At 70.5% G+C, this 23199-nt stretch carries 25 protein-coding genes; 19 read left to right on the forward strand and 6 right to left on the reverse strand.

The features are described from left to right. Positions 1-64 precede the first annotated feature (64 nt). From ACYP53_RS26875 to ACYP53_RS26890, 4 genes are all read right to left on the reverse strand, one after another. Positions 65-484 (reverse strand): hypothetical protein, encoded by a 420-nt coding sequence (locus tag ACYP53_RS26875; protein ID WP_459649297.1) that lies wholly within the window; start codon positions 482-484, stop codon positions 65-67. After that, positions 484-2622, reverse strand: coding sequence for an integrase (locus ACYP53_RS26880; RefSeq protein ID WP_459649298.1), 2139 nt, complete (start codon positions 2620-2622; stop codon positions 484-486). The genes ACYP53_RS26875 and ACYP53_RS26880 overlap by 1 nt, the downstream gene beginning before the upstream one ends. After that, positions 2619-4391: a hypothetical protein gene (locus ACYP53_RS26885; protein WP_459649299.1), complete on the reverse strand. Its 1773-nt coding sequence runs from the start codon at positions 4389-4391 to the stop codon at positions 2619-2621. Before ACYP53_RS26885 ends, ACYP53_RS26880 begins: the two co-directional genes overlap by 4 nt. Before the next feature lie 86 nt (positions 4392-4477). After that, the gene (locus tag ACYP53_RS26890; RefSeq protein WP_459649300.1) at positions 4478-5911 is read right to left on the reverse strand and encodes a site-specific integrase; all 1434 of its coding nucleotides are present in this window, start codon (positions 5909-5911) and stop codon (positions 4478-4480) included. Between the two features lie 183 nt (positions 5912-6094). On the opposite strand from ACYP53_RS26890, the gene ACYP53_RS26895 reads away from it, so the two are divergent. The 18 genes from ACYP53_RS26895 to ACYP53_RS26980 all read left to right on the forward strand — a co-directional run bounded on the left by ACYP53_RS26895 (position 6095) and on the right by ACYP53_RS26980 (position 20401). Then, on the forward strand, positions 6095-6469 hold the full coding sequence (locus ACYP53_RS26895; RefSeq protein ID WP_459649301.1) for an NUDIX domain-containing protein: 375 nt from the start codon (positions 6095-6097) through the stop codon (positions 6467-6469). Then, positions 6466-7050: an AAA family ATPase gene (locus ACYP53_RS26900; RefSeq protein ID WP_459649302.1), complete on the forward strand. Its 585-nt coding sequence runs from the start codon at positions 6466-6468 to the stop codon at positions 7048-7050. The genes ACYP53_RS26895 and ACYP53_RS26900 overlap by 4 nt, the downstream gene beginning before the upstream one ends. A 65-nt stretch (positions 7051-7115) precedes the next feature. Then, complete coding sequence (locus ACYP53_RS26905) at positions 7116-7604, forward strand: NUDIX domain-containing protein (protein ID WP_459649303.1); 489 nt, start codon at positions 7116-7118, stop codon at positions 7602-7604. 430 nt (positions 7605-8034) lie between these two features. Continuing rightward, positions 8035-8637 (forward strand): 3'-5' exonuclease, encoded by a 603-nt coding sequence (locus ACYP53_RS26910; protein WP_459649304.1) that lies wholly within the window; start codon positions 8035-8037, stop codon positions 8635-8637. Between the two features lie 119 nt (positions 8638-8756). Further along, positions 8757-9083: a MazG-like family protein gene (locus ACYP53_RS26915; protein WP_459649305.1), complete on the forward strand. Its 327-nt coding sequence runs from the start codon at positions 8757-8759 to the stop codon at positions 9081-9083. Next, a complete protein-coding gene (locus tag ACYP53_RS26920) occupies positions 9080-11038 on the forward strand; it encodes an ATP-binding cassette domain-containing protein (protein WP_459649306.1) in 1959 nt (652 codons plus the stop codon). Before ACYP53_RS26915 ends, ACYP53_RS26920 begins: the two co-directional genes overlap by 4 nt. Then, positions 11035-12279, forward strand: coding sequence for a methyltransferase, FxLD system (gene fxlM, locus ACYP53_RS26925; protein ID WP_459649307.1), 1245 nt, complete (start codon positions 11035-11037; stop codon positions 12277-12279). Before ACYP53_RS26920 ends, fxlM begins: the two co-directional genes overlap by 4 nt. Next, positions 12276-12647, forward strand: a complete 372-nt coding sequence (locus ACYP53_RS26930) for a glutamate ligase domain-containing protein (protein ID WP_459649308.1) — start codon at positions 12276-12278, stop codon at positions 12645-12647. Before fxlM ends, ACYP53_RS26930 begins: the two co-directional genes overlap by 4 nt. Beyond that, positions 12644-12946 carry an NUDIX hydrolase gene (locus ACYP53_RS26935; RefSeq protein WP_459649309.1) on the forward strand — a complete coding sequence of 101 codons (303 nt, stop codon included), beginning with the start codon at positions 12644-12646 and terminating at the stop codon, positions 12944-12946. The genes ACYP53_RS26930 and ACYP53_RS26935 overlap by 4 nt, the downstream gene beginning before the upstream one ends. Positions 12947-13164: 218 nt before the next feature. Beyond that, positions 13165-14391: an IS110 family RNA-guided transposase gene (locus ACYP53_RS26940; RefSeq protein ID WP_459649310.1), complete on the forward strand. Its 1227-nt coding sequence runs from the start codon at positions 13165-13167 to the stop codon at positions 14389-14391. A gap of 11 nt (positions 14392-14402) precedes the next feature. Then, the gene (locus ACYP53_RS26945; RefSeq protein ID WP_459649311.1) at positions 14403-15473 is read left to right on the forward strand and encodes an NUDIX hydrolase; all 1071 of its coding nucleotides are present in this window, start codon (positions 14403-14405) and stop codon (positions 15471-15473) included. A gap of 2 nt (positions 15474-15475) precedes the next feature. After that, complete coding sequence (locus ACYP53_RS26950; protein WP_449789087.1) at positions 15476-15814, forward strand: HIT domain-containing protein; 339 nt, start codon at positions 15476-15478, stop codon at positions 15812-15814. 35 nt (positions 15815-15849) lie between these two features. Further along, positions 15850-16362 carry an NUDIX domain-containing protein gene (locus ACYP53_RS26955; protein ID WP_449789009.1) on the forward strand — a complete coding sequence of 171 codons (513 nt, stop codon included), beginning with the start codon at positions 15850-15852 and terminating at the stop codon, positions 16360-16362. A gap of 41 nt (positions 16363-16403) precedes the next feature. Continuing rightward, a complete protein-coding gene (locus ACYP53_RS26960) occupies positions 16404-17378 on the forward strand; it encodes an endonuclease/exonuclease/phosphatase family protein (RefSeq protein ID WP_449789010.1) in 975 nt (324 codons plus the stop codon). 444 nt (positions 17379-17822) lie between these two features. Beyond that, positions 17823-17951, forward strand: a complete 129-nt coding sequence (locus tag ACYP53_RS26965) for a hypothetical protein (protein WP_459649312.1) — start codon at positions 17823-17825, stop codon at positions 17949-17951. 152 nt (positions 17952-18103) lie between these two features. After that, positions 18104-18769, forward strand: a complete 666-nt coding sequence (locus ACYP53_RS26970) for a hypothetical protein (RefSeq protein WP_459649313.1) — start codon at positions 18104-18106, stop codon at positions 18767-18769. A gap of 111 nt (positions 18770-18880) precedes the next feature. Continuing rightward, a complete protein-coding gene (locus ACYP53_RS26975) occupies positions 18881-19516 on the forward strand; it encodes a DUF5753 domain-containing protein (RefSeq protein WP_459649314.1) in 636 nt (211 codons plus the stop codon). Between the two features lie 39 nt (positions 19517-19555). After that, on the forward strand, positions 19556-20401 hold the full coding sequence (locus ACYP53_RS26980; RefSeq protein WP_449789031.1) for a protein phosphatase 2C domain-containing protein: 846 nt from the start codon (positions 19556-19558) through the stop codon (positions 20399-20401). A gap of 44 nt (positions 20402-20445) precedes the next feature. Here the strand turns inward: ACYP53_RS26980 and ACYP53_RS26985 are convergent, their stop codons facing one another. Next, positions 20446-21267, reverse strand: coding sequence for a hypothetical protein (locus ACYP53_RS26985; RefSeq protein ID WP_459649315.1), 822 nt, complete (start codon positions 21265-21267; stop codon positions 20446-20448). A 110-nt stretch (positions 21268-21377) separates the two neighbouring features. Between ACYP53_RS26985 and ACYP53_RS26990 the strand changes: the two genes are divergently transcribed. Next, a complete protein-coding gene (locus ACYP53_RS26990; protein ID WP_459649316.1) occupies positions 21378-22142 on the forward strand; it encodes a hypothetical protein in 765 nt (254 codons plus the stop codon). Between the two features lie 118 nt (positions 22143-22260). Here ACYP53_RS26990 and ACYP53_RS26995 read toward each other — a convergent pair whose 3' ends face one another. After that, a complete protein-coding gene (locus tag ACYP53_RS26995; protein WP_449789034.1) occupies positions 22261-23190 on the reverse strand; it encodes a hypothetical protein in 930 nt (309 codons plus the stop codon). Positions 23191-23199 lie beyond the last annotated feature (9 nt).

Below are 23199 nucleotides of genomic sequence, written 5' to 3' on the forward strand. Positions count from 1 at the left end.
GACGCGTGATGGGTGAAGGTGGTGGTGACCACGGAGTGGCGTTGGGTGGTCCAGTCTCGGAGCATCAGGGCCGTCGTCGTGTCGGCAGCTGTGTCACCCTGGTGGCGGATCCGAGTTCCCCCTTGGCTTGTTCGAGTTCGAGGGAGAGCTCGGCGATGATCATTCGCATCGCCTTGCTCCTCGCCCGTTCGCCGTCGAGTTTCTTCTTCAGCCCATCCCTTTCGGCTTTGAGCTGCTGGTTCTCCTCTGCGAGTTCCTGCATCGCGGTGGGGATCGCGTCCTGGGCTTTCGCGCGGGCCTGGAACTCCTGGACGAGGTCGGTGTGCCCGTAGACGACGTCGCGCCGCAGGCCGCTCTCAGTGATCAGCTCGGAGGCGGTCAACCTCCCGGACGCGGACCGAAGCGGGGTGCCGGCCAGGAGGCGGTCGGCAGCCGCGCGGATCGCCGCCCGGTCGGACTCGTGGTCACGTGGTCGGCGCCCCATCACGGCTCCTTCGTCTGGTCGGCGGCTTCGAACGTGTGGTGGTGCGAGTCGATGATCGCGCGGCTGCCAGCCGCGAGGGCGGCGGCTCGGTCGCGCAGGGGTCGGGGTGTCAGCCGGTCGGCCGCCGCGCTCTCCCACCGCTTCAGCCGGACCACCTGTTCTTCGATGTTCCGGTCCGTATAAGCGAGGTTGCTGCATATCGAGCGGCATTCAGACTCGTTGGGGCCGTCCTCGGCGGGCAGGCCGGCCTCGAGCCGGGCCTGGCGGCAGGCCGCGGTCTCACGTCGCCATACGCAGGTCATGCCCTCGCCGTGGTGGATGTTCGGGTTCGCCTGGTCGAGCAGCCGCTCGACGCTCTTGCCGGCGGTGATCACGCGCCCGGCGAAGCGGGCACGAGCCCGAACCCGGTGCCGGTACTCGTCGGCCGAGGGCCCGGACACGTGCTCGCCCTCATCGAGCAGGCGCGCGTCCTGCTCGTTCTGCTCCAGCACCAACTCCAGGGTCTCGATGTGGATGTCGTCCATCCACGTCGTGTCGGAGCGCCCCGCGTAGCTCAAGGTCACTTTCGTGTGGACATGGGCGTACTGCAGGGCGGCTGCCACCAGTCCGCGTGGCCGGCGGACGATGAAGTACGCCAGCGTGCGACGGAACCGGCTGGCATGTAGGTGCTTGGTCGGATCCGGTGGGATCGGCAGGGCTCCACCGGGGCGGTGGAACGTCGCGTTCACCCAGGCCAGGAAGTCCTCCAGGTCGTTGTTGATCGACCAGCCCTGGCGAGCGTTGAACTCGTTCGGGCGTGCGGCGTGCGCGTTCGTGAAGCTGGCGGGAAAGAGGAACGGGTAGTCGCCGAGGCTCTCCAACAGGGCGATCGCGGCGTGGACCGGGGCGACGACCACCCACGGGCGCTGGTCTTCCGTCGCCTCCTCGGGCGGCAATGAGGCGCGGTCGAAGCCCTTGCCTCGGCGGCCGACCATCAGCAGCTCTCCGGTCTCTTCATCGACTTCCCGGCAGCCGGGCCGCAGGTTGAGGACCTCGCCGGGGCGAGCGCCGCTGAGGTAGCAGATCACCACGAAGCAGGCGGCGGCGACCATGCGGACCAGCGTCCGCAGCTCTGCGAGGGTGATGGGCGTCACGCGCCAGGGCCGGCCGTCGATCAGTCCGGCGATCTGTCCGAGATAGGTGTCCTGTGCGATCGGCAGCCCTGAGTTGCTCAGCATCCGTTTCTGGTTCGGGGTGATGCCCACGCGGACCTTGAGTTCGGGCGTGCGGATCATGCGCTTGACGGCATTGCAGTTGACCGTCACTGTGCCGTCTTTGTGCCGGAGGCCCGGAAGGGACTCGCCGGTGCGACGGCACCGCTCGATGTACTGCAGCAAGCGGTCGGCGGTCGACCCGCGGTACTCGGCCTGGGAGGGGTGAACGCCTGCGTTGATCTGCTGGTGGGTCACCCAGGCGTCGCGGACGTCCGGGCCCACTGACTCCACGACGTGCAAGGCCCAGGCCAGCAGGGCAGTCATGGTCTCCGGGGCAATCCGGGGCGTCTTGTTCTCGCGGCCTTCGGCTGGGCGCTTCGGATCGTCGTCGGACGCTTCCGGCCACGGGTAGCCGGTGGACAGGCGTCCTTCCTTGGGCAGGTGGGGGCCGTAGAGCCACAACGTGCGGACCGCGGCGAGCATGTCGATCTTCCGGCCCTCTTTGCGTGCGAGACCGAGGACATGCGCGCGAAAGGCCTCCAGGTCCTTCGCGGTGACATCGCACAAGCGTGTGATCCCGTGGCCGTCGAGCCACTTCGCGAAGACCTCCAAGTCCATGAACCAGTAGCGGAAGGTGGCGACGCCGGCGCGCTCACCCCCGCGCTGCAGGGTTGGATCCCCGGGGTAGGGATAGTCGAGTGCGGCCAGGAAGAAGGTCTTGAAGGGGAGTTGGAGGGCGTTCGGATAGCGGACCCAAATCAGGGAGGCGATGTTGACGTGCGCGTCGGGGTGCGCGGGTTTGATGCGCCAGAGCGGATCGCCGAAGCGGGAGAGCGTGGCCAAGTCGGTTCCCGCGCGAAGAGGTCGGTTGCGCAGGACGACCGTGTCCGCGGCCGGCCACGGACTCTCATGCTGCTCGAGTGGCAGGAGCGCGGCTGTGGTCATCGCAGGTCCAATCGGCCGTCGAGGAGATCGTCGATGAGGTGCTGGTAGTCGTCCGTGAGGTCCGCGCGGGCTTTGCCGCGTTCGGCGTCGGTGTAGTGGTCGATAATGTCCTCCAGTTGCTGCAGGTGATCGCGGAAGCGGGCTCGCCACAGAGCCGGGTCGAGGTTCGGTCGGCGCTGGAGGATTCCGTCGCGCACGGCCAGTTGGATCGGGAGCTGGTGCGGGAGGGCTCGGGCGTTCCCACAGCTCAGGCAGTCCAGAAACGAGGCCGGACAGGGTTGGCCGGGCTCTGCGACGGGGCTGGCGAGATGGTCGACGCAGCCCACGGTGACGGTGTCACGCTGGGCACCGAGGAGTTCCTTGAGCGACTGCGGCTCCAGCCCCACCTGCGCGGCGGCCCCGGCCAGGTCGTGGCGGGCCTGCGCGATGAAGTCCGCGGTGAAGACCGGGACGGCCTGCGCCGCGCGGGCCTTGGCGACCTCCTGGCGTAGCGCGGTTGCGACGATCCGTCGGCTGTCGGCCTGCACGGTGCGGCTGCCGTTGAGGTAGAGGTCGTTGAGGGTGCGCCGCGAGTGCGCGACCGGGTGACGCCGGCGCTCCAGCGCCGTCTGCCGGATCCTCTTCACGTCCACCGCGGGCGGTCCGCCGGAGACGGCATTCCTGGCTGCGGGAAACCCGTGCGACCGCGCCCATGCGAGGACATCGCTGGCGTCCGTGCCCACACCCCAGAACGATCCGGTCTTGCCGCTGCCGAGGTAGAGCGAGGCGAACGCCGCCGACGTCCCGCCGTGTCGGCGCGCCAACTCGGTTAGTGACAAGAGTAGTTGGTACAGCCGCAACGGGGAGCGCATCAGCCGGGGTTCCTCGGAACTCGCGCCGAACAGATCGGCGAGATCGGCGGGCAGGTCCTCAAGGGCAGCGATCATGTGTTCTCGCTCGGGACCGCGGCGCGGTTTGGCCTCCTCGATCAGCACGAGTTCCGCGTCCTCGCGCGCCCCGCCGGGGTGGAAGTGAGCGGCGGGCCAGGTGGCTACCGTGCCGAAGTTCTCCTGCGTCAACCCGGTCAGCAGCAGGCAGAACGCCGTCGCCTCCGCCCGCGTCAGGCAAAGACGTGGGGCCAGGGCCCGAAAGCCACCGGCCCTCATGACCGCGCGGGTGTGGTCACCCGAGGGCGTTCGCGGCAGCTCCCCGGTGCGGTCGAAGTTGTCGAGGAGCGAGCCGACCTCCGTCTGGTGCAGGCTCAGGCCCGGGTCGCCAGCACGCCAGCGGGCCAGCAAGCGGCGACCCGCCTCGATCCTCTCCCGGGCGAGCCGGATATCGCGGCGCGCCGCCGTCATGATCGCCTGCCAGTCCGCGTCCGGGTACGAGCCGGGCCGCTCGATCTCGGGCCCCTTGACACGCACGTTCAGCAGCGCCTGCCAGGCAGCCTCGGGCAGTTCGGGATCCCCTCGCAGCAGCGTGCGCAGGCGCTTGACGTAGTCGTGCTGCACAGGTCGGCCCTCGTAGCACTCGACGTACGCCTGGATGTGCTTCCCCGTCAGGTCATCAGGTGAGGTCGGCTGCGGATCGCAGTCGGCCAGGACGTTGGCGAAGCTGCTGGCGGTATAGAAGTGCCCCTCGGCGGTCCTGAAACGTTTACTCGACGTCCGGGCCGTACCAACTCTCCGGCTGAAGGACCGGGCCAGCCACTGCTGCATGACGGGCGTGACCTTGAACTTCGCGAAGTCATATGTTCTGGACCGGCGGCCGGACTCCTCCAGGAAGCGCACCAGCGTCCCGCCACCCTTGGGCAGGATTCCACGCTGCGGCGGCTGCCAAGTCGACTCCGGGAGGGACGCCCTGCGCCCTCCCCGGCTCACCGTGCCCCCTTCACACCGCGCATCACCAGTCCGCTGTCCGCGGCAGCCGCGCGGACCAGGGCGTCAACCCCGGCCTGCTCGTCCTCATCCAGCAGCGCCATCAGATAGTCGACCTGCAGTCCGGTGAACGGCTCCAGGTAGTAATCGCGGGTCGTGTCCGGATGCGAGTGGCCCATCAAGATCGACAACGCGTACCAGACGTCGCCGAACTGGTCGCGCAAGTCCATGAGTTGCTCATCGGTGAAGCCTTGAACCTGCGGTTGCCAGACCAGCGACAGTACCAGGAACCAGCGTAGGGCGAAGGAGTGGCGGAGCATATGGGCTCGTGCCCACAGTGGGCACTCCGCCCGGCGCCGCTCGCGCTGCTCGGGCGTCAGCGTCTCGGCGGCCAAGTCCACCCACAGGTCTGCGATGCGCTCGTTGGCGTCGCGGAAAGTGTCCTCCCACCCGCCGACCTTCTTCGGCAGCCCGTCAGGGGAGAGCCAGACCGCAAGCGGCTCAAGGCCGTTGGGCGTACGGCGGAACAGCAGTCTGCGCTGGTCCGGGCCGATGACATCGAGCGCCGTCGGCACCGACGATCCGGACCGGCCCTCCAGGTGGAGCTCCCGCGTACGCGGGCTGTAGCCCGTCACGATCCACACCCCGGTGAGGCGGTCGTACCGCCCGGCGCGCTGGGCACGGCGGATCACCTCCGCCCGGGATCCCTCCCACTCGTCCATGTAGGAGGCCACCGAAGCCATCACCCGGCGCGGGATCCGGTAGTACCGGCCCTCCTTCGCCCCCTTGATGCACGCTGCCGCCAGCCAGGCCCGCGGGAAGCGCCCCTCCTCTGACAGTGGTAGCTCGACATCCAAGATGCTCGCCCACTCCTGGACCCTCAGTCCGGTCCCGTAGAGCCCGTCGACGAAGGCCGTGTCCCGGTCCTCGTTGTATCCGCGCCAGCCGCCCCGCCGCAGCCCGTCGAAGCCGTAGCCGCGCAGGCCGATGTTCCGCCACTGCTCGAACCCGATCCGCAAGAGCCACTTCACCTGCCGCCGCCGGGTCGCGGTCGGCCGAATCGGATCTCGCCCGTTCCTGGCCAGCGGCACTCCGTCCTCGTTCAGCACACCGGACGGCCGCCTCGAGCGCTCCGACTGACTCGGCAGCGATAGCACCGGATTGTCAGTGCCGTAGCGCGGCTTGGCCCACGCGTAGAAGCAGTTCAGCGCCGCCCGGTCGGTGTCGAAGCTCGTCCCCCTCACCCGCTCCTCGTTGCGGACGTCGGTGATGCGCCAGTCCTTGAACGCCTCGATGTCGCCCGCTGTGGCCTCGTCCCAGGTACGACCGAAGACGTGAAGGAAGGTCAGCCAGACCGCGAGCGAGTACGCGTATCGGCGCATGGTCCCAACCGGTGCGCCGGCCATCGAGCCGGTGCGGAAGAACAGGTTCACTCGCGGGTCCGCATAGCCCGTGGGAGCGATCAAGATCGGAGTGCCGTGCCGAGCCCCGTTCCGAGCAGCTCGCTCGTGGACGTCGCCGAACCACGCGAACTCCTCCCCGGCCGCAAACGGAACTGCCCCCACCATCTCGTAGAAGTCAACGGACCAGTGCCCCAGACCATCCATAATTCCCCCATGCTCAGAGAGTTATTTCTACAGCACGCGGATGCCCGGAGAACAGCCGGCCACCTCGAAGCGGGAGAGTCCGTCCTGGCCGGCATGGCCCGCGAGGCCGACGAGGAACTCGGCATCACCATCCGGGAGGAGGATCTCGACCTGGTGCACACCCTCCACCACCTCGACGCCGACGACGGTGCCGGACGCCTCCAACTGTTCTTCACCCCGCGCGCGTACACCGGCAAGATCACCAACCGCGAACCGGACAAGTGCGCCGCCCTCCGCTTCTGGCCGCTGGACGGCCTTCCGGAGCCGATCGTCGGCTACACCGCCGACGCGCTCGCCCAGATCACCGCCGGCCGCGCGCTGTCCGTCGTCGGATGGCCGGCATGAGCACCACGAGCCACCCAGGACTCCTGGCGGCCGGGGCGCCTGCGGGGAGCGCGGAGACCCGGCTCGTGGTCGTTCGGGGAAACTCGGCGTCGGGCAAGTCGTCGGTGGCCGCGGGCATCCGGGACCGGTTCGGTCGGGGCCTGGCCGTGGTCGCGCAGGACAACCTCCGCCGCATCGTGTTGCGCGAGCGGGACCGGCCCGGCGGCGCGAACATCGGCCTGATCGACACCGTGGCACGGTACGCGCTCGGCGCCGGCTACCACGTCGTCATCGAAGGCATCCTGTACGCCGATCACTACGGCGAGATGCTCACGCGCCTGGTGGGCGACCACCGCGGCGTCACCCGCTGCTACTACCTCGACATCCCGATCGACGAGACGCTGGTCCGTCACGCCTCGAAGGCCGATCGCGAGTACCTGGCTGCTGTCACCGAGCGGGAACTGCGCGACTGGTACCGCGAGCACGACGTCCTTCCCGGCGGGATCGAGACCGTCATCGGCAGCGACAGCACCCTCCACGACACGGTCGACCGCATCATGCGCGAGACCGCGTTCTCGGATTTGCCCCCGCGCGACACCTAGAAGCGCAGTTACTCGACCGTCGCCTCCCCTCCATCGCCCCCTCAACCTTCAACCAGGAGCCCCTGATGCACGAGACGAGCAGGCTGTCGGTCGGCGTCATCGCCCACGACCTGAGCACCGACCGGATCGCCACCGTCCACTACGCCCAACGAAGTTGGACCCCAGGCCCCGCGTGGACGATCCCCGGCGGGAAGGTCGACCCTGGGGAGGAGATCCCCGACGCTGCCGCCCGGGAACTGCGTGAGGAAGCCGGGCTCATCGCCAAACCGTCCGACCTGCGCCTGGTGCACACCATCCAGGCCAAGGAGGGCTGGGACGGGCGCGGCGGTTTCGTGCTGTTCGTCTTCGCCACCAGCGAGTTCACGGGCGAGCTGGTCAACGTCGAGCCGGACAAGCACCTGGAGGTGCGCTGGCACCCCGCCGCCGACGTCCTGCCCAGCCCGATGTTCCCGACCTCCAAGGCCGCGGTGGAGGCGTACCTGGCCGGCAAGCCCGCATTCTCCACCCACGGATTCGACCCCGCCTCCGGACAGCGGGAGCTCGTCGAGACGTGACTGGCGCCCGCCGGCACTATGCCGGGCGAGTGCGCCCGCCCGGCATAGTGCCGGCCAGGTCGGTCCTGCCCGGTCCGCACCGGTCGCCCCACGGCTACGCCGAACCCGGACGGCACTGGCGCCCGACCATCCCGTTCGCCTCTACCTCGACCACGGTCGCCTCATCGAACAGGGCACCCACGCCGAGCTGATGGCCCAGGAACCGGCCTCCCGCTACCGCGCCTCCTACCTCCTCCAGGCCCGCCAGTACACCACCAACATCCCCGGCCAACGCCTCACCTCGGACGTCCCTGCACGCCAAGCCAACTGACCGCCAAGACCACTTCGTGACACCGTCGCCGCGCTCGCGCTGCTGGCCGCCACCCTTCCCGGCGACCAATGGGCGGCCAAACGGTCACCGCCTGCCTGACCGCCAGCCGATAGGGAACGCATGGATTACAGCACTTGGCCCCCCGTCATCGTCCTGGACGTGGAGGGCAACGGCGCCCAACCGCCGGACCTGGTCGAGCTCGCCGCCATCCCCGTGGTGGACGGCAGCCTGGTGCCCTCCTCCGTGCGCTCCACCCTGATCCGACCGCCCCGGCCGATCAGCCCGATGGCCGTGCGGGTGCACGGCATCACGAACCAGGCCGTCGCCTCCGCGCCGTCGTGGCCGCAGATCGGAGCCCGGGTGCGCGCCGATCTGGAGGGCGCGTGGATCGCCGCGCACAACGCCCACGTGGACTACGGCGTGCTGCTGCGGTACCTGCCGGGGTGGCAGCCGGCCGGGGTGCTGGACACCCTGCGCCTGGCGCGCGCGACCTACCCGAAGGCCGGCGGGTACGGCCTGGACGCGCTGATCGAGCTGTGCGGCATCGACCTGTCGGCCGTCCCCGGGAAGCGCCACCGAGCCGCCTTCGACGCCCACGCAGCCGCCCTGCTGCTGATCTACCTCGCCGGGCACCACGCCACCTGGACCGCCCTGCTGACCGCCGCTGTCCCACCCGGCCTGCCCGGCCACCCCCAGCCGCAGGAGGACGCGACCTTGTGGTGAGCGGCCCGGCCCGAATCGAAAACGTGGTCTTCGGGGTCTTCGACCCGGGCTCGCCGAGAACCGCCGGGAACCTCCCGGCGCTTGGATGCGAAATCGAACAGGGAGCAGGATCAACCCCCATGGAAGAGCTGCTGAAAGTCGCCAACTTGGTTGCTAATAAGCTGAATTCACGCTTCAAGGACGATCCCGAAAAGCTCCGGATGCTGCAAGGGCTCAAGGTCCAGGAGGAGGCCGGCGAACTCGCCCAGGCCATCATCGGAGCGCTCGGACTCAATCCGAACAAAGGCCACTCCCACACCTGGGACCACGTGCGCGCCGAGGCGTGCGACACCGCCCTCACCGCCCTCGTCACGCTCTGCATGCTCGGCGGCGACCCCGAATGGTTCCTCACCGAGCACCTGCGCACCATCCGCACCAAGGCCGAGGGCTGGGAGGGCACCGCTTGAGCACCACGCAGCAGCTCGACCTCACGGCCGAGGACGAGGCCGAGATGATGGAGTACCGCCCGCCCGAGAGCGACGCCGAACTCATCTCCGGCCGCAAGGCCAGCGTGCTGGCCACCGCCCGCGCCCTGCCCCGCCTGGTCCTCCTCGCGCTGCGCCTCGGCCGCCAGGCCGACCCGGGCTCCCTCACGATCATGCTGGTGTGCGCGGTCGTCGCCTCGACGGCGAGCGCCTTCGGCCTGCTGGCCACCACCGGCATGATCACCCACCTGCTGGCCAGCACCGGTTCGATCAGCCAGCGCCTCTCCGACTCCCTGCCCTCGATCATCGTGCTGGCCGCGATGGCCGCGACCGGCTCGCTGCTGGACATCGTCGGCGGCTGGGTGTCCGACCGGCTCGGCCCCAAGATCAACCGCCTGGCCGAGATGGAGCTGATCGAGGCCGCGACGCGCGCCGAACTGTCCGCCTACGACGACCCGAAGTTCCACGCCGCTTGGGACGCCGGGGACCGAGGCGCAGTCTCCACCCGCGACCTCGTCTCCCAGGTCCGCGACCTGATCACCCACGCCGCCTCGCTGGCCGCCGCCGCCGTGGTGATCGCCACGATCCACCCCCTGCTGCTGCCCCTGCTCGTCCTGGCCGTCCTGCCCCAGGCGCTGGCCCGCACCGCCGCCGCGACCTCCCTGCACCGCGCGATGCTCGCCATCTACGGACCACTGCGCGCCGCCGCCGTACTGCGCTGGTACCTGTGCGACCGCCGCTCGGCCGCCGAGGTCCGCTCCAACACCTTCGTCCCGTTCCTGCTGCGCCACCACGCCCGCGCGGTGAAGAAGATCAGCGCCACCACCGACGAGGCCGCCGCCCGCTCCGCCCGCCTGAACCTGTACGGGTCGTTGGTGTCCGGCATCGGCGCCGCTCTGGTGTGGGGCGGCCTGGCCTGGCTCCTGGCCACGGGCCGGGTCTCCCTTGCCGCCGCCGGAACCGCCGTTATCGCCCTGCGGGCGGCCTCGGCGAGCCTACGCAACGCGGCGAGCTACGCGGCCGCCGTCCACCGCACCGGCTTGTGGGTCGGCGACTGGAGCAGCTTCATCGAGCTGGCCGGCGCCCAGCGCCGGAACCGCGGCACCCAGGCCCCGCCGGAGGAGACCGCCGTGATCGAGGCCCGGGGCGTCACCTACACCTACCCCGGCTCCGATAAGCAGGCCCTGCGCGGCGTGGACTTCCGCGTCAGGCGCGGAGAGATCGTCGCCGTGGTCGGGGTGAACGGCGCCGCGAAGTCCACCCTGATGCGGCTGCTGTGCGGCCTGACGCTGCCCGCAGACGGCGCGGTGACGTGGGACGGGCGCGACACCCGCGACATGGACCCGGACCTGCTGTGGGGGCACACCGCTTTCGTCCAGCAGGACTTCTCCCACTGGCCGCTCACCGCCCGGCAGAACATCACGCTCGGCCAGCCCACCAGCCGGGGCGACGCCGCCGTGATGGAGGCCGCCGCCGCCACCGGCGCCGACGAGGTGATCGCCGAACTCGACCGGGGACTCGACACCCTCGTGTCGCGGGACTTCTGGGGAGGCACCGACCTGTCCGAAGGCCAGTGGCAACGCATGGTCACCGCCGCCGCGTTCCACCGGCAGTCCGACCTGCTCATCCTGGACGAGCCGACCAGCGCCATGGAGCCCAGGGCCGAACACCGGATCTTCAACGGCCTGACCGGCATCGCCAAGGACCGCGCCACCGTGCTGGTCACCCACAACCTGGAGAACACCCGGGTCGCGCACCGCATCGTCGTCCTGGACCACGGCCGCGTCATCCAGGAAGGCACCTTCGACGAACTCGCCTCCACACCCGGGATGTTCGCCGACCTCCGGGCGCTGCAGCACGACCGCAGCGGCGTGCCCGCGCAGAGGCCGCCACTGACCGAGACCCCTGAGACGACCAGCGAGGAGCAGACCGCGTGAGCGACCAGCAGACCACCTCCCGGCCCAGCACCGCCGAGGAGCTTCGCCACCAGCTCGCCGATCGGCTGCTCGCCGACAGGAAGATCCGCACCAGCGCGGTGGAGACGACGATGCGCACCGTGCCGCGCGAGCTGTTCGTCCCCGGCGTCCCCCTCACCACCGCCTACGCCGACGACATCGTGTCCATCAAGACCGACGAGGCCGGGACCTCGATCAGCGCGGCGTCCCAACCGCGGATCGTGGCCATGATGCTGGAGCAGCTCCAGGTCGAGCCCGGCCACCGGGTGCTGGAGCTGGGGGCGGGCACCGGTTACAACGCGGCCCTGCTGGCGCACCTGACCGGACCGGCCGGACGGGTCGTCACCATCGACGTCGATGACGACCTGGTCCGGGGTGCCCGCGCCAACCTCGCCCGGGCGGGCATCGGATCTGTGGACGTCGTCCTCGGCGACGGCAGGCTCGGCCACCCCAGCGAGGCGCCGTTCGACCGGATCACCGCCACCGTGGGCGCCTTCGAAGTCCCTCGGGCCTGGCTGGACCAGCTCCACCCCGCCGGCCGTCTCCTCGTCCCGGTGCGCCTGGCCGGGGCGGTGTCGCGGACCGTCCCCTTCGTCAGCGACGGCCACGGCGGCTGGGTCGGCGACGGCAGCGAGATGGCGGGCTTCATGCCGCTGCGCGACCCCGGCACCACCCCGGCCGCCTCCAGCACCATCGACCTGACCGGCACCGGCGCGGCCACCCTCCAGTCCAACCGGGACAACCTCCACGCCACCGACCCGGCCGCCCTGACCGGGGTCTTGAACACCCGGCACACCACCGTGCCCACCGGGGTTTTCGTCGGCCGACAGGAGTCGTTCGAGCAGCTGTACCTGTGGCTCGCCTGCCGCCTTCCCAACCCGCCGATGTGGTTGCGGTCCTCCAAGGACGCGGTCCCGGGCCTGCCCGCCCAGACGATGGCCACCACCGCAGGCGGCTCACTCGCCCACCTCGGCTACCACCTCACCGAGGACGGCGGCGACCGGTTCGAACTCGACTTCCACGGCTACGGCCCCGGCGGCGCCGCCCTCGCCGCCCAGCTCGCCGCCGAAGCCGCACTGTGGGACCACCGCTTCCGCAACCACCCCGCCGTCATCGCTATCCCGGCCTCGCCGCCGGCGGCCGACCCGGACCGGGGCCGCTTCGTCCTGGCCCGCCCCACCACCCCGATGACCGTCACCTGGACCACCGAGGACCCCCGTTGAACGAGCAGCGCAGGACGATCGCCGTGCTCGGCGAGATGGCCGAACTCGGACAGGACGCCGTCGAAGGGCACCGCGCTGTCGGACGGGAGGCCGGAGAACTCGGCGTGGACCTGGTCCTCGCTGTCGGCGGCGCTCTGGCTAAGCAGCTGGCGCTCGCCGCCGGTGCGGCGGGCGTGGAGACCGTCGCGATCGTGCGCGACAACGCCACCGCCGCCGCCTGGCTCCAGAACGAGGTACGCCCCGGCGACGTCGTCCTCGTGAAGGGCTCCCGCGCCGGGATGCTCTGGCAGGTCGCCGAGGCCCTGGCCGGGCAGCCGGTCACCGCCTGGGGCGACTGGAACCGTGCGAAGGAGGAGACCACCGCATGATCTCGTACAAGCTGCTCGCCGAACAGGCCCTGGCCGAAGGCGTCCAGAAGCTCGCGGCCGGAACCGTGGTGCGCGACCAGCAGGGCCATGTGCTGATGCTGCGCCGCAAGCAGGACGACGTGCTGCCCGGCCTGTGGGACTACCCGGCCGGCGGGCTGAACGACGGCGAGGACCCCCGGGACGGTGGGATCCGGGAGCTGGTGGAGGAGACCGGCATCCACTGCCCCGACATCGAGTACGTGCGGGCCCTGGACTTCGTCAACACCCGGGGCCGCCTAATGGGACTTGCTGAGTCGTAGAGACTCGGTGCCGTAGCCGCCAGCAGGTGAGCACTCGTGTCGCCGGAACCATTGCGAGTTCTGGGGTCAGACCGTGCCCCTGCTGGTCGGCCGGAAGGCCATGACCGCTGATGGGGTGGCGTGCCCGCCGGACAAGGCGTGAGCACTGGATCCATTAGGCCGCGTGCCGTGTCTTCCGCTGGCTGCACGACCGGCAAGTACACGACGGGGAGGACGAGTTGCTACTGATCGGCGACGACTGGGCCGAGGACCGCCACGACATCGAGGTCCAGGACCCGACCGGCCGGAAGCTGGCCGCCGCCCGGCTGCCCGAGGGCGTGGAGGGCATCGCCAAACTGCACGAGCTCGTGGCCAGGCACGCCGGCGAGGACCCCGACCCCGCCGACGTGATCGTCGGGATCGAGACGGACCGCGGCACCTGGGTGCAGGCCCTGATCGCCGCCGGCTACCAGGTCTACGCGATCAACCCCCGGCAGGTCGCCCGCTTCAAGGAGCGATACGGCACCTCCGGTGCCAAGAGCGACAAGGGCGACGCCCACGCGCTCGCCGACATGGTCCGCATCGACCGCGACCAGCTGCGGCCCATCGCCGGCGATAGTGACCAGGCCCAGGCCGTCAAGGTCGTCACCCGCGCCCACCAGACCCTGATCTGGGAACGCACCCGCACCTTCCAGCGGCTCCGCAGCACGTTGCGCGAGTACTTCCCCGGGGCGCTGACCGCATACGCGTCCCTGGAGCTGACCAGCGCCGACGCGCTGGAACTGCTGATCAAGGCACCCACGCCGCAGACGGCGGCGAAGCTGACCCGCACCCAGATCGCCGCCGTCCTGGCCCGGGCCCGGCGCCGCGACCGGGACCAGAAGGCCGGCGCGATCCAGGCCACACTGCGCGAGACATACCTGGAGCTGCCCGAGCCGCTCACGGCCGCCTACGCGGCCGCCACCACCGCCCACGCCCGCCTCCTGCTCGCCCTCAACGAGCAGATAGCCGCGATGGAAGAGCAGGTGAGGGCACATTTTCTCGCGCACCCGGACGCTGACATCTACCTGTCGATGCCTGGCATCGGCGAGATCACCGGCGCCCGGGTGCTCGCCGAGTTCGGGGACGACCCCACCCGCTACAGCTCAGCCAAGGCCCGCAAGAACTACGCCGGGACCAGCCCAGTCACTCGGGCCTCCGGCAAGAGCCACAGCGTCCAGGCCCGCTACGTGCGCAACAACCGGCTCGCCGACGCCCTCCAACGCCAGGCGTTCTCCGCCCTGCGCGCCTCACCGGGCGCCCGCCGCTACTACGACAAGCAACGAGCCCGCGAAGCCGGCTACAACCCCGCCCTCCGCCAGCTCGGCAACCGGCTCGTCGGCATCCTCCACGGATGCCTCAAGAGCCGCACCCACTACGACGAAGCGACCGCCTGGTCCCACCACGCAGACCTCCATGCCGCTTGACCTCAAACGTCATGGGGTGTCTGACCCGCCAGTTCGTCTTCACCTGCACCGTCCCGGACGAGACCACGGTGACCCTCTCCGAGCACGACTCCTTCGACTGGTTCCGCCCAGACGAGCTGCCGCCGACCAGCGACGGCTACCGCGAGGTGATCACCTGGCTCACCCACCGCCTCGCCGCCGGATGGAAGCCCGCCAGCCAGTACCTCGCCACGATCGACCGGCCGATGACGTACGCCTGCGTTCTCGTGCGCGACGAGCAGGGCCGGGTGCTGGGCATGCGCAACGCCGTGGACACCGACCGATGGGACTGGCCCGGCGGGAATTCCGAGCCCGGCGAGTCCCCGTTCGAGACCGCGCTGCGCGAGGCCCGCGAAGAGATCGGTCTCGACCTGCTCACCGAGAACCCGGACCCGGTCGGCCGACAGCGGCTGATCGCCGTCATCCACCAGCAGGCCGACCACGTCCGCCCCGTGCCGTCGATCGGATGGGTCTTCGACGGTGGCACGCTCACCGAGGAGCAGAAGGCCCGCATCGTCCTCGACCCGGCCGAACACTGCGAGTTCCGCTTTGAGACCGAGTACAACTGGCGCCACTACCTGACGCCCGAGGAGTACCGGCAAGACCTCCAGGTGCTGCGCGCCGCCCGCTCCGGCCGGGTGCTCTACATCGAACGGCCTACCCCGGAGCACCAGGACTTCGAGGGCATCGTGGTGTTCGTCACCACCCCGGACGGCGAGCTGCTGGTGCACCACCGGGACGAGAAGGAGGGCATCGCCTGGCCGGGATTCCGAACCCCGATCGGCGGGTGGCGAGAGCACGACGAGACACCGTCCGAGACCGCGACCCGGGAAGTGTTCGAGGAAGCCGGGATCACCATCACCGACGTCCGGGAGCTGCCCGGCCCCCGCCACGAGCGCGTCTCGGCGATGACCCGTGTCCTGCACGCGGTGTACACCGGCCCGAAGGACGCGATCCGGCTCGGCGACGAAGGCGTGGGCATCGCCTGGGTGCCCTTCGCCGAGGTCGCCGCGCTCAAGACCCCGCCGTACGTCGCCCACTACCTCGCCCTGATCGGAGCGTGAGCATGTCCGACTTCTACTGCGAGCAGGTGCTGACCGGCCTCACGAAGGTGGATACCGTCCAGGAGACGGACTCGGTCCTGGCCTTCCACCACACCAGGCCCAGCTACCCAGTACACATCGTGGTGATCCCGAAGCAGCACACCCCCTCCATCGAGGACCTGGGCGACGGCGGCGAGGAACTGCTGCTGGAGGTGATGCGGGTCGTCCGGCAGGTCGCCGCCCAGGTCAAGGCCGAGCACGGCGCCGCGTGCGTCGTGACGAACCTCGGCGACTACCAGGAGTCCAAGCACCTCCACGTGCACGTCCTCTACCGCGGCGACAAGCCCGAGGGCCTGGCCTGAACCCGGCTGCGCCAACGAACAGGAGACCGCCCACGATGCCGCAGTGGATTCCCCCCGCCGAATACCTGAAGACGATGCCGCAGGCGCTCCACGGCTGCGCCGTGTTCCTCACCGACCAGAGCAACCGGGTCCTGCTGCTCCACGAAGCCCCGGACGAGCAGCGGGACGCCTTCGGCGCCGAGCCACGCTGGCTGTTCCCCGGAGGACGCCTCGACCACGGCGAGAACCCGCGCCGTGCCGCGGCACGCGAAACCCTGGAGGAGACCGGCCTCGACCTCACCGGCATCCTGCGCCCCCTGGCGACGGACTTCCGCGACCCAACCGAGCACCGGCCGGCCATGACGGACTACCACTTCGACGGAGGCTGGCTCACCGCCGCCCAGGCCGAAGCGATCCGGCTGTCCGACGAGCACGACAGCTACGCCTTCCGCAGCCTCACCGACTGGCAGCCGATCCTGCTGCCCAACCGCTACGACCTGCTGTCTTCACTCACCCAGGCCCGCGCGGAAAGCCGCCAGCTCGTCCTGCACAACGGGCGTCCGATGTAGCACCCGTGACACCACAGCCAGTCCTACCAGAGGAGCCGACCTTGGTCCGCATCACCAATTTCAACGCCTACAAGCTCAAACTCACCGCTCGCAACACCGCTGATTGGAGAGCCCGCGTCACTGCCATTCGGGAGGTGGCGCCCGACATCCTGACCCTCCAAGAGGTCCTCGTCGACGAGGACCTGCAGGAAGGCGAGACGGAGCTTGACCGCGCGCAGCGGTGGCGGGCCGAGGCCGGCGAGATCATCGGATCTCTCGCGGCCGACTGCGGCCTGACCGCCACGACGATACGTGCGGACGGAACGCCTGGTGGCATCGCCATGGCGAACAACCAGCACCGGGGCTGGTACACGGCCATCCTCTGGAACCCTGACACCGTGCGCGCGGTCCCCGGTGGGTTCCGCCCGTTCGGCGCACCGGACTTCTGGCACAGCTGCACGACCCTGCAACTCGATGTCGGCGCGGCGGAGCCCCTCCTTGTCGGGAGCTACCACGGTGACCCGTTCCGGCCCGACGGCCGCGCGAACGAGGCTCTACGGCTCAAGGGGATCTTCCGCCGCACCGGCGGGGCGAAGCCGGGCATCCTGGCGGGCGACTTCAACTCCATCTCCGCCGCCACCACGTCCGACCACGTGTACTACGACGCCGAGCCCTACACCGACCAGGACCACGACGACCTTGAGTACCAGTGCATCGCCGAGACCGTCGGCGGGGAGAACCTGGCCGACCGCCGGCAGACCGCAGCGTTGCTGCGGCGCGGGTTCATGGTCGACGCCGCCGCCCAGCTGGCGGCACGGTGGCAGCCGACCGTCGGCTACTGGGCCGACGGGCAAGGCGATCCGGACCCGTGGGGCGAGCGACGGATCGACCTGATCCTGGCGACCCGGCCCGTGGCCCCCGCCCTGGTCCACTACCGTGCCCATGTCAGCCCGGCCAGCGAGGCTGCGGCCGACCACCGCCCCGTCTACGCCGACCTGGACGTCAGCGCTATCCCGGCGCGGCAGGAGACGCGGTGAGGAAGTTCATGACCACCAGCCGCTGGTGGGGACGCCAGGATGGCCCGGCTGAGGACTGGGTGCGACCACACGTCCTGTGGCTACCCCAGGACCAGCCGCAGGTCCTCGAGTACTTCGCCCGGCTGCGCGAAATCACCGAGCAGTACCCGGACGTGATCGCACCGATCGCCGACGACGACCTGCACATGACGATCCAGAAGATCCACCCGCTGACCGCCGCCGGCGCGCGGGTCGACGAGGCGATGCTCGCGAGCGCCGCCACCGCCGCCCAGAAGGAACTCGCCTACTTGGAGCCGTTCACCATCGAGATCGGCCCGGCCCGCGCCTCCGGCTCAGCCGGCATCGTGGACATCTGGCCGGAGCACGGCCCGGACCTGTTGTACCGGCGTGTGCGGGCCGGGCTCACCGCCGCGGGCGGGCGGCCGACCTATTCGGCGAGTTCCGATGCCCGACTGCACCATCAAGGACACCGACACCCCCGAACTCGCCGCCCGCTCGGACCGCCTCGCCTCCGACATCGGCCGCCGGATCCGGCCGGGAATCCGCACCAACGCCACCGTCTCCAGCGTGTGACTGGTGTGGGAACGCCAGCATCCCACTCCGGTCCCCCGCTACACCTTCGAGCGCGTCCACCAGCTGCACCTCGGCCAGTCCTGACCAGCAGCGGCGAGGCCGCGCCGCCCCACGCGGAACGGCCGCCGCACCAACGTGACGGAGAAGCGATCGTGGAGAAGTTCGTTCCGAAATTCCAGGGCGCGCCGTGGCCCGACGGCGCCCGCGTCCTGCACGTCTACGCCGTTCCGAACCTGCAGGCCGACCTGCCCCTGGCCCGGCTGGTCAGCGAGTGCCGCGGCGCAATGAGCCCCTACCCGATCACCCCGGTCGGCGACGGCACGCTGCACTGCACCATCGAGATGGTCGCCGACACCACCGCCGACAAGATCACCCCGGAGGAGCGCGACAACCTCGTCGCCGCCCTGCACACGCACCTGGCCTTCACCGGCCCGCTGGAGGTCACGGCCGGCTCTCCGATCGCCAACCGGGTCGGGGCGTTCCTGGACCTCTCGCCCGATGAGAGGCTGGTCGACCTGCGCGAGCGGGTACGCGACGCGATCCGCGAGGTCCGCGGGCCCGGCGCGCTGCTCCACGACGGCGGCCGGCACCACATCTCGCTCGGCTATGCCTGGGCCGAGGCGTCCTCCGACGCGCTGCAGACGGCCCTGCGGGGGATCTCGCCCAGCCACGTCCTCGTTCGCTTCGGCGCGCTCCAGCTGCTCGACGTGAAGTTCGAGCAGCTCCCGCGGCCGGGTGGCGAGTTGGCCTGGGAGCTGTCCTGGGAGCCGGTCGCAACCATCCCCCTCACTGGCGGCTCCGACGGCGCCCAGCCGTAGCAGCCTGCTCGCTGACACCCTGTTCGCGGTCTCGCCCGACGCAGGCACGCGTCGGGCGGGACAGCCCTTCCACCAGGCCCCACACCGCGGCCCGTCTTCAGGAGGAAACGCATGTCCGACCACACCCTCCCCGCCCCGGACCTCACAGCTGCCGGCCCGGCCGCCATCGACTGGCCGGGTCTTCTCCGGCAGGGAACCGGGCCGGCCCAGGCCGAGTTCCGACGGCTCGTCGAGCAGACCACGCACTACCACGGCTACAGCCCCGACCTCGTCTGGGGAAACCTGCAGACCCGCGCCTACGCCGAGGAGGTCCTGCGGCCGGTCGTCGACCTGCACGGCATCCCGCGGGACATCGAGGCCGGCGCCGCCGAACGCGTCGCCCGCGCCCAGTACTTCGGCGTCGGCGGACGCAGCTTCCACGTCCTGCTCGGTGAGCAGGCGCTGCTCACCGGCATCGGCGGCCCCGAGGTCATGCGCGCCCAGCTCGAACACCTCCTGGAGGCCATGAAGTTGCCCGGCCTCACCCTCGGCATCATCCCCGCCCGCGCCCGGCTCGCCGTGTACCCCGGCGACGGCTTCGGAATCTTCGACGGCGCCCGCGTCGAAGTCGAGGGCTACCGCGGAGGCGAGACGATCACCGACCACCGAGTCCGGGTCTTCCACCGCGCCTTCGACCGACTCCACGAGTCCGCCGTGTACGGCGACGACGCCCGGGCCATCATCACCACGGCCCTGCACACCTCCTGACCTCCGACCGCCGCTTCCACACCCGCGAAGGACATCCCTATGTCGACCACCTCCACCGTGCCCGTCGTCCGCACGGGCGAGCGCGCCGGACAGGACAACCGCCCCTCCGAGGATCGGATCGTGGTGCTTGACCACGCCCTGGTTGTCCTGGACGGCGTCAGCACCGTCACCGACGAGCAGCCGCGCGGTGGCTGGTACGCCGGCGCCCTCGGCGAGCGGATCGCCAACCTGCTGACCCGCATGCCCCGAGCCGATCTTCGCGAGGTCCTCACCGCCGCCATCGGCGGCCTCGCCCGCGACCATCACCTGATCCCCGGGCGCTCGCCGGCCGCGACCGTCGCCGTCGCCCGCCTCGCAGACCACCAGATCGACGTCGCCGTCCTCGGCGACAGCCCGATCACCGCCATCCAGCGCGACGGCACCCTCCTTCAGCTCCGGGACGACCGTCTCGCGCACCTCGTCGACGCCCAGCCCCAGGCGGCCCTCTATCGGTCCCGGCTCCGCGCCGGCCACGGCTTCGACGAGCAGCACCGCGAAATCCTGCGCGAACTGCGAGACTTCCAGAACACCGAGGTCAACCGCGTCGGCGGGTATTGGATCGCCGAAGCCGACCCCGCCGCCGGCCAGAACGCCTTCGCCGCAACCTGGCCGGCCGAGGGGCTCACCGACCTGCTCCTGGCCACCGACGGCATCACCGAGGCCGTCGACGCCTACCAGCTCCTCACCTGGCCACAGATCGCCGCCCTCTCTCGCACAGCAGGGCCGGACGCCGTCATCGACACCATCCGCGACTTCGAAGCCCAGGACCCGGACGCCCGCCACCACCCCCGGTACAAGCCATCCGACGACGCCGCCCTTGCCCACTGGCTGCTGTCCTGCCCGTAAGGCGGAGCCCGGTCCAGCCGGGGCGGGCCATCACCTCACCCCGCTCACAGTCCGTCGGCGAACCCGACGGACCCGCGGCGGGCACGACCTGAGGTGCCGAACCCGGAAGAAGCGACAGCTGGGCGGGGCCAGGACGGCGACTCCCGAACTGGGTGCCGGCGGGCGAGATCGACGTCACGGCCGTGGCCAGCGTCCGCAGCGAGCGTCAAGATCGCCCGTCGACGACGTCCGGCCAATTGAAGAAGCACGGCGGCGAATGACCCTCTCTGGGTGAGAATTGGTGTCGCCATCGTCTCTGTGCGCACGTGTCGCGGCGACGGTCCAGATTGCCCGTTTGTGCTGCTCAGGCAGGCGCACTCCCACGCCTGCCAACCCCGACGACCACTGCCCCAGGGGACAGCCCGTTGCGCAGCAGCGGATGGGCTGTCTCGGGATCTTCCAGCACACCGTGGCCTGCGGCGCCGGGGCGGGGCGGGATCGGCCAGGGGGATGCCGAAGTAGGCGATGCCGCCGCCCAACCCGGCCCAGGTCGGATCGACGACGTCGCCGTCGACCGTCGTACACCACGCATGCGGAAGCGGAATGGGAGCCGTGGCGGTCGCGGCGAGCGCCCAGCCCTCCGTGTAGATCAGGGCCGGGTGGGCCAGTTCGGTGCGCTGCGCGTTGCGGTAGCAATATCGCTCCCGCAGCGGGTCGACCCCGGGCGGCAGGACCGCGGGAGTGCACCACTGGCCGTGGGCGAGCAGGAGGGCGTACACGGAGCGGTGCACCCAGGCAGTGGTGCCCTCACGGTCGAAGGACTGCTCCAGTTCGGCCTGCTGCTGTATGAAGTCGAAGAGCACCCGTTCGGCGCCGGTGAGCGTCATGGTGGAAGGCTAGAACCTCCGCCTCGCAGCCGGACGCACCGCCGGGCAGCGGCCAGGGATGCGCGGCAGCGCCGGTCCAAGAGCGTGTACCGGCTGCTACGGTGTGGCCGGTGAGTTGGACGATCGTGACCAGCCGCCTCGGGCACGACGGCGCCGGGCACCTCCACGTGGTCATCTGCCACCACGTACCGCAGGTACAGGAGTTCTACCTTCCGCGGCTGTCGCGGGAGACGGCCGAGCGGTACGCACCAGTGCACTGCCCGGTGTGCCTCGCCGCCTGCGGCCTCACCGTGGCGGGACGCTGGGGAAGTCCTGCCACGCTCACCTGCGCATGCGGCCACACCAGGACCCCGGACCTGCCGCGGCTGTCCCCGCGGGCGCTCCTGCGAGAAGTCGTACGGCTGGCTCTGGGACCGGCCGAGCTCACCTACCGGGAGGCCCGGACCGATCCCGAGGCGGCCGTCCCGGCACCACTGCGTGATGCCGTCCGCGAGCCGGTCACGGAGGCCGCCCGCGCCCTCAACCGCAGGGAATGGGCATTCGACGACTACGAGACGGCCGTCGCCCACGATCTCCTCACCAAGACCCGGCGTCAGCACCGACCTGGTACGGAGCCCAGCGACGACGACCGGCTCCGCGACCTCCAGCGTCACCTCGGCACCCTTGCCGTGTACGCCGCCATGACCACCGGCCGTCTCGGCGCGCTGCTCAGCACCTGCAGCACGGCACTGCGCCCTGCCACCGCCATGACGGTGGCCGACATCGAGCCCGGCCCGGACCCGTTCAACCCGCCGGCGTTGCTCGACGCCGAACTCGCCCTCGGCGACCTGCTCACCGTGCTGCACGCCGGTGCCACCGGCGATGTCGATTACTGACCGCCCGGCTCCCCGGCTCCGGTTCTCCCGGCAGCGCCACCGCTTCGAGGCTCGCCCGGGTTCCTGTGAATCTGGCGCGGCCGTGGCCGAGGTCCGGCGCGATCGCCTGCGTCCTTGGTCAGCGCCGACGACGCTTGGCCGAGTCGCGATGGTGATCGACCACGGGGAGAGCCAGCACAGCGTGGAACATCCCGACGGTGGCCCGTGCTCGGACCTCGTCCGGCCCGGCCGGCACCGGGCCGCACAGGAGGATCATGCCCTGCTTCTCCATCAGGGCGAGCCAAGGGTCAGGGAGACGGTCGCCGATGCGATCGGCGTACCAGAGGTCGACGTCGATCAGGCCGGTGTGGTTGGCCTGGCAGATCGCCACCAGGTCGCGGGCGTCGGTGTCGATGAACACCTGCCAGCTGGTGTCGAGGGCCGGCAGGTCCTTCATCACCCACTGCGACCAGCGGCAGCGGTCGCGCAGGTGGCCGACCCCGGCCGTGCCGCTCTTCGGGACCAGGTAGATCAACGGCAACTCTCGGCTGCCGACCGTCAGGCTGCTGATGGCGAGGCCATACTCGGCCGGGCTGTCGAGCGGCCCGGAGAGGTGGGCCGTCGTGCTTCGGCGATACCAGTCAGCGCCGGGGGCGAGCCGTTCGGCCAGCCGGTAGTGCCGCAGCGCGTCGTCGAGGACGAGGGCCAGGTCTTCGTGGCTGAGGTCGTCGACCGCGGTGATGAGAGGGACGGCGGTGTTCTTGGTCCGGAGCTGCCGGACGGCCTCGCGGAGTTGCCGGGTGGCAAGGCTTGTCGCGGAGTCGAGGTACTCGATGGGCCCGGTGGCGGTGGCGATCAGATCGGCCACGAGTAGCCGTTCGCTGCCGAGGACGATCTCCCGCCACTGCAGGACGCACGGCAGACAGTCGGCGAAGAGCGCGGCGAGCAGGTGGGCGCTCGGGGTGTAGTCCGCGTCGCGGGCCACGCCGGGCGGGCGGGGCTGTGTTCCGAGGCGGCGCTCCAGCGGGTGCCGGGCGCCACACGCCGGCAGCTGGTCCTCAACGGGCATGGTCGGTCT

It is taken from the genome of Kitasatospora sp. Ki12 (genome assembly GCF_054601375.1).

Excerpts from the sequence above, each read along its gene's own strand:
- ACYP53_RS26975 (WP_459649314.1), top strand. The coding sequence starts at position 18,881 with ATGTCCGACCACACCCTCCCCGCCCCGGACCTCACAGCTGCCGGCCCG.
- ACYP53_RS26900 (WP_459649302.1), top strand. The coding sequence starts at position 6,466 with ATGAGCACCACGAGCCACCCAGGACTCCTGGCGGCCGGGGCGCCTGCG.
- ACYP53_RS26945 (WP_459649311.1), top strand. The coding sequence starts at position 14,403 with ATGGGGTGTCTGACCCGCCAGTTCGTCTTCACCTGCACCGTCCCGGAC.
- ACYP53_RS26955 (WP_449789009.1), top strand. The coding sequence starts at position 15,850 with ATGCCGCAGTGGATTCCCCCCGCCGAATACCTGAAGACGATGCCGCAG.
- ACYP53_RS26875 (WP_459649297.1), bottom strand. The coding sequence starts at position 484 with ATGGGGCGCCGACCACGTGACCACGAGTCCGACCGGGCGGCGATCCGC.
- ACYP53_RS26980 (WP_449789031.1), top strand. The coding sequence starts at position 19,556 with ATGTCGACCACCTCCACCGTGCCCGTCGTCCGCACGGGCGAGCGCGCC.
- ACYP53_RS26995 (WP_449789034.1), bottom strand. The coding sequence starts at position 23,190 with ATGCCCGTTGAGGACCAGCTGCCGGCGTGTGGCGCCCGGCACCCGCTG.
- ACYP53_RS26910 (WP_459649304.1), top strand. The coding sequence starts at position 8,035 with ATGGATTACAGCACTTGGCCCCCCGTCATCGTCCTGGACGTGGAGGGC.
- ACYP53_RS26965 (WP_459649312.1), top strand. The coding sequence starts at position 17,823 with ATGCCCGACTGCACCATCAAGGACACCGACACCCCCGAACTCGCCGCC.
- ACYP53_RS26895 (WP_459649301.1), top strand. The coding sequence starts at position 6,095 with ATGCTCAGAGAGTTATTTCTACAGCACGCGGATGCCCGGAGAACAGCC.
- ACYP53_RS26905 (WP_459649303.1), top strand. The coding sequence starts at position 7,116 with ATGCACGAGACGAGCAGGCTGTCGGTCGGCGTCATCGCCCACGACCTG.
- ACYP53_RS26880 (WP_459649298.1), bottom strand. The coding sequence starts at position 2,622 with ATGACCACAGCCGCGCTCCTGCCACTCGAGCAGCATGAGAGTCCGTGG.
- ACYP53_RS26950 (WP_449789087.1), top strand. The coding sequence starts at position 15,476 with ATGTCCGACTTCTACTGCGAGCAGGTGCTGACCGGCCTCACGAAGGTG.
- ACYP53_RS26985 (WP_459649315.1), bottom strand. The coding sequence starts at position 21,267 with ATGACGCTCACCGGCGCCGAACGGGTGCTCTTCGACTTCATACAGCAG.
- ACYP53_RS26915 (WP_459649305.1), top strand. The coding sequence starts at position 8,757 with ATGGAAGAGCTGCTGAAAGTCGCCAACTTGGTTGCTAATAAGCTGAAT.
- ACYP53_RS26935 (WP_459649309.1), top strand. The coding sequence starts at position 12,644 with ATGATCTCGTACAAGCTGCTCGCCGAACAGGCCCTGGCCGAAGGCGTC.